Origin of the sequence: Methylobacterium sp. WL18 (genome assembly GCF_008040015.1) — a bacterium.
Classification (GTDB): Bacteria; Pseudomonadota; Alphaproteobacteria; order Rhizobiales; family Beijerinckiaceae; genus Methylobacterium; species Methylobacterium mesophilicum.
The window spans coordinates 1-4,343 of record NZ_VRVD01000405.1 but is presented as its reverse complement, the minus strand read 5'-3'; the positions used below and the strand labels follow the sequence as shown (position 1 = coordinate 4,343).

General features: G+C 68.6%; 7 protein-coding genes. 1 reads left to right on the top strand and 6 read right to left on the bottom strand.

Annotated elements, in window-relative coordinates; all coding sequences use genetic code 11:
• Positions 1-74: 74 nt before the first annotated feature.
• The 6 genes from FV228_RS21655 to FV228_RS33310 form a co-directional block, all read right to left on the bottom strand.
• The gene (locus FV228_RS21655; RefSeq protein ID WP_147856495.1) at positions 75-758 is read right to left on the bottom strand and encodes a type 1 glutamine amidotransferase domain-containing protein; all 684 of its coding nucleotides are present in this window, start codon (positions 756-758) and stop codon (positions 75-77) included.
• 102 nt (positions 759-860) lie between these two features.
• Positions 861-1,103, bottom strand: coding sequence for a hypothetical protein (locus tag FV228_RS21650; RefSeq protein ID WP_147856494.1), 243 nt, complete (start codon positions 1,101-1,103; stop codon positions 861-863).
• Positions 1,104-1,239: 136 nt separating this feature from the next.
• Complete coding sequence (locus tag FV228_RS21645) at positions 1,240-1,836, bottom strand: TetR/AcrR family transcriptional regulator (RefSeq protein WP_147856493.1); 597 nt, start codon at positions 1,834-1,836, stop codon at positions 1,240-1,242.
• 643 nt (positions 1,837-2,479) lie between these two features.
• Complete coding sequence (locus FV228_RS21640) at positions 2,480-2,728, bottom strand: hypothetical protein (protein ID WP_147856492.1); 249 nt, start codon at positions 2,726-2,728, stop codon at positions 2,480-2,482.
• Positions 2,725-3,441 carry a Crp/Fnr family transcriptional regulator gene (locus FV228_RS21635; protein ID WP_246693983.1) on the bottom strand — a complete coding sequence of 239 codons (717 nt, stop codon included), beginning with the start codon at positions 3,439-3,441 and terminating at the stop codon, positions 2,725-2,727. Before FV228_RS21635 ends, FV228_RS21640 begins: the two co-directional genes overlap by 4 nt.
• A gap of 215 nt (positions 3,442-3,656) precedes the next feature.
• Positions 3,657-3,830, bottom strand: coding sequence for a hypothetical protein (locus tag FV228_RS33310; RefSeq protein ID WP_187277857.1), 174 nt, complete (start codon positions 3,828-3,830; stop codon positions 3,657-3,659).
• A gap of 112 nt (positions 3,831-3,942) precedes the next feature.
• Between FV228_RS33310 and FV228_RS21630 the strand changes: the two genes are divergently transcribed.
• On the top strand, positions 3,943-4,343 hold a 401-nt coding region (locus FV228_RS21630; protein WP_147856490.1), incomplete at its 3' end, for an NUDIX domain-containing protein.

Sequence of the window (4,343 nt, the reverse complement as noted above, 5' to 3'; positions counted from 1 at the left end):
GCATCGCCCCGGGGCCGGTCGCCGACCGCGCGGATGCGCGGCCGGACGGTGTGCCGCGACGGAGGGCGGTGTCGTCAGCCGTTCGCGAGCTGAGCGAGGAGACGCGCAGCGGCGGGCTCGGACGAGGCCGGGTTCTGGCCGGTGATCAGCAACCCGTCGGCCACCACGTACGGCGCCCAGTCGTCGCCCCTGGAGAACCGGCCGCCGTTGCGCCGGAGTTCGTCCTCGACCAGGAACGGCACCACCCGGGTGAGGCCGACGGCCTCCTCCTCGGTGTTCGTGAACCCGGTCACCGCCTTGCCCTGGACGAGGGGCGTCCCGTCGCGGGCCTTCGCGTGGCGCAGGACGCCGGGGGCATGGCAGACGAGGGCGACGGGCTTGCCGGCTTCCAGCGTCGTCTCGATCAGCTTGATCGAGGCCGGGTCCTCGGCGAGGTCCCAGAGCGGACCGTGGCCGCCCGGATAGAACACGGTGTCGAACGCCTCATGGGAGACGGCATCGAGCCGGGTCGTGGTCTCCAGCGCCGCCAGCGCGTCCGCGTCCGCCTCGAAGCGGCGCGTCGCGTCCGTCTGCGCGCCCGGCTCGCTGCTCTTGGGGTCCAGCGGCGGCCGTCCCCCCTGGGGCGAGGCCAGCACGATCTCCGCGCCGGCATCCTTGAACACGTAATAGGGCGCGGCGAGCTCTTCCAGCCAGAAGCCGGTCTTGCGGCCGGTGTCGCCGAGCCGATCGTGGGAGGTCAGCACCATCAGGATCTTCATCGTCGTTCTCCGTGATCGTCCAGGTTGGAGGGGGGCGTCCGGCGGCCGATCGACCGATCGGTCGGCCCGGATTTCAAATGGGTCGGGGACGCCGAGGCGGCGTCAGTGCGCCTTCGCCGGGTCGTCCGCGCGCTGCTCTCGTGCCGGTGCCGCCTCCACCGGCCGAAGCTGCGGGTTCACGTGGCGGCCGTCGTCGAGCCTGCTGCTGGCCATGCGGACGGCGCCGATGGTCTCCAGGGTGATCCGCTCCTGCGCCGTGGCCGCGGAGCTGCCGAGCAGGGCGGCGCTGATCAACCCGGCGGTGACGAGGGCGGGGAGGGCCGAAATCTTCGTTCCGTGGGGCATGAGCGCGCTCCTTGCGTGGTGTCCGGACCTCCACGGATTCGGGGAGGCTTCATCGTTTCTATGAGTAGACCAGTCGTCTTGAATTTGGGCACAGGCACGCGTGGTTCGGCCGTCCGTGTCGGTCCTCGGGCTCGCGTCAGGCGAGTCCGAGGATCTGTCGCGTGGTCGTCATCGCGGCCTCGAACGGCGCGTCGGTCCGCACGATCTTCGCCATCAGGCTCGCGCCGAGCCAGACGTGATAGAGCGCCTCGGCGGTGGCGTGCGGCGCGCCCGCGACCGTCAGCGAGCCCTCCGTGGCCCCCGCCTCGATCGCCCGGGCCAGCCGCTCGATGATCCCGGCGGTCCCGCCCTTGAGGGCGAGCCGCATCGCCTCGGACAGGTCCGAGACCTCCGCGGCGAGCTTCACCGCCAGGCACTTGCGCTGATAATCGACGCTGCCCTGCGTCGCCTGCCACTTGCGCCAGTAGTTCATCAGGCGCTCGGCATGGTTGAGCCCCGGCTCCGCGAGGGTCGCATCCAGCGCGGCGAGGTAGCTTTCGAAGTAATCGGCCAGAAGTGCCTCGCCGAACGCCTCCTTCGAGCCGAAGTAATGGTAGAACGAGCCCTTCGGCACCCCGGCCGAAACCAGGATCTCGTTGAGCCCCACCCCGGAAAACCCCTTCGCGCCCACCAGACCGTAGGCGGTGTCGAGGATCTCCTGCCGGGTGTCGGTATGCGCGTTGAGGCGTGCCATGACGCTGAGATAGCCTTGATTAGACCGGTCGTCTAGTGCGGAAGTGCATGTTTTTTCGTTCAGGCTCCGGTTGGCTCCCGGTGAAGCGCATCCGTGGTGGTTGCCGCCGCACGCCAATTCAGGCCGCGGCAGCCCGCCCCTTCGATGGCAAGGTCCGACAGCTGCTCCCCGCCCGACCACGCCCGGCGCGGATCGCATTCAGACGACCAGCTCTTTCAAGGTGTTTGCAGCAGCGGTCGGCATCGGACTGTCCCGCTTGGCTGGTGAACCCTGGACTTTGCAGAGGCCATTCTGAAAACAGCCTCGTCATCCCGGGGCCGCGAAGCGGAAACCCGGGATCCGTGGAGGAAGGATCGCTTTCTGCGACCCATTTCCTGCTTCCGTGCCACCGTTTCGGCTGTCACCCGAGCAGATCACGCGCCTCCCTTTCCCGGACAGGTGATGCGAAGCGGAACCTGATTCGGGACCCAGCACACGAAGCGCCGCGCCAGCGGCACGGGTTGATCGAACGGACGCTGCGCGCCGTCGTGTGCTGGGTCCCGGGTCGCATTCCGCTGACGCTGCATGCGCCCGGGAAAAGGGCCGTGCAGACCGGCTCAACGCCCTATCCTGGCTCTCAGCCAAACACCTCGAAGGGGCTGATTCAGACGACCTGCAAACCAAGTCGCCCGCAGATCCAGTCTTGCGCCGCATCGATGTCGGCGAAGGTCGGCGGGCACGGATCGTCCACCATGCCGAACCCGGCCTCGAGGAACCACTTGCCGGCATCGGCCTCGTGCATCTCCGAGAGTCGCACCAGGACCGCGACGAGGAAGCCTTCGTGGAAGACGAGCTGGCTCTCCTGATCCTCGCTCCCGGTGCCGACCTGCACGGGTTGAAGGCGTAGGCTCATGCCGCGTCCCTCCCTCCGAGATGCAGGTAGTTCGGCTTGAACTCGGCGAACGCCTCCAGACCCACGAGATCCAAGATCGTCACCTGCTGCCCCGAGAACGCGATCAGGCCGCGCCGCTGCAGGCTGGTCAGGACGCGGTTGACGTGTACGGCGGCCAGCCCGATGGTGTCGGCCATGTCATCCTGGGTGATCGGAAGCGCGTAGCTCTGGCCCTGGCCGGCCGTGCGGCCGACGGCGCGCAGCCGCAACAGCAATTCGCAGAGCAGATGCGCGATGCGCTCGTCCGCGGAGCGGCGGCCGATATTGACCAGCCATTCGCGCAGGGTCGCCTCGTCCACCAGGGTCGCCAGCCGCAGGGCGTGGGTGATGCCGGGATGGCGGTCGAGCAGGCCCTGGATGGTGTCGAGGTCGATCCGCACCACGTGACACGTGGAGAGTGTGCCGATCGCATGGTCCATGGCCTTCAGCAGCGCCACGTCGAGGTCGCAGTAATCGCCCGGAACCAGGTAGGCCATGATCTGGCGCGCGCCGCTCGCCCGGAGCTTGTAGCGGCAGGCGATGCCGTCGAGGATCAGGTAGACGCCGTCCGGTTTGTCGCCCTCCCGGATCAGGGCGGTCCCGGGCTGGACGACCTGCGGGTTCGCGCTGATCCGCCGCAGAACGTCCTTGTCGTCCTCCGAGAGCTTGGCGAGGCTCTCGAGCTTCGCGATCAAAGGATTGTTCGTTGCTCCGGCGGGAGGATTCGCGCCGCCGCCGGCATCCGTCCTGTCGTCGTCCTGCATCGCCTCTCACCTGGGTCACACACGGGGATACGATCCCGTATTCGCCATCCGGCAGGGCTTTTTAGATCAGCGTTTGGTCCATCGATACCCTGTCCAACGGTCGCAATACGAAGTGTCGGATATCGCACACGGGGGGAGCCGCTCGATCAGGCCTGCCCGCCGCGGGTCTCCCGATGCGCGAGCACAGCCTTCGCCGGGTAGAACATCGCGTGGCCGTTCGTGGCGACGATGACCGCCCGATCCGTATCGGAGCTGCCGTCCGGCGCGGCCTCCAGAGCGACCCGCCGCCCTTGGCCGCCGGAGCGAGGCGGACAAGCCACGCTGCGTTCCGCACCGCAGGGCGCAGTCTCTCTTCCAGACTGAATCGGCTCGGTCCTTGACTTATGCGCAATCTGCGTCTTAGTTATGCTCAAGTTGAGCATAGTTGACGCCATGACCGAACCCGAGTTCCTCGCCGGATACGACCCCGCCGCCTACGCGCGGCCGGCGCTCGCCGTCGATCTGGTCCTGCTGGGCCTGTGCGCCGGCCGCCTGACCGCGCTCCTGACGGAGCGCACGCAGCATCCCCATGCCGGCCGCTGGGCGCTGCCGGGCGGTTTCGTCGGCATCGCCGAGACCCTGGACGCGGCGGCCGGGCGGGTCCTGCGGGAGAAGGTCGGGATCCCGCAAGCGCGCCTCGAACAGCTCTACACCTTCGGCGCCCTGGACCGCGATCCGCGCATGCGCATCGTCTCCGTGGCTCATCTGGCGCTGCTGCCGGAGCGGACCTTCGCGGAGGCGCTCGCGGGCGGACGGGGCCTGACGGCCGCGACCGTCGCGGTGCCCTGGGAGGG

Bases quoted from the DNA above. Each gene is read 5' to 3' on its own strand.
- FV228_RS21655 (WP_147856495.1), bottom strand. From the start codon at position 758: ATGAAGATCCTGATGGTGCTGACCTCCCACGATCGGCTCGGCGACACC.
- FV228_RS21650 (WP_147856494.1), bottom strand. From the start codon at position 1,103: ATGCCCCACGGAACGAAGATTTCGGCCCTCCCCGCCCTCGTCACCGCC.
- FV228_RS21645 (WP_147856493.1), bottom strand. From the start codon at position 1,836: ATGGCACGCCTCAACGCGCATACCGACACCCGGCAGGAGATCCTCGAC.
- FV228_RS21640 (WP_147856492.1), bottom strand. From the start codon at position 2,728: ATGAGCCTACGCCTTCAACCCGTGCAGGTCGGCACCGGGAGCGAGGAT.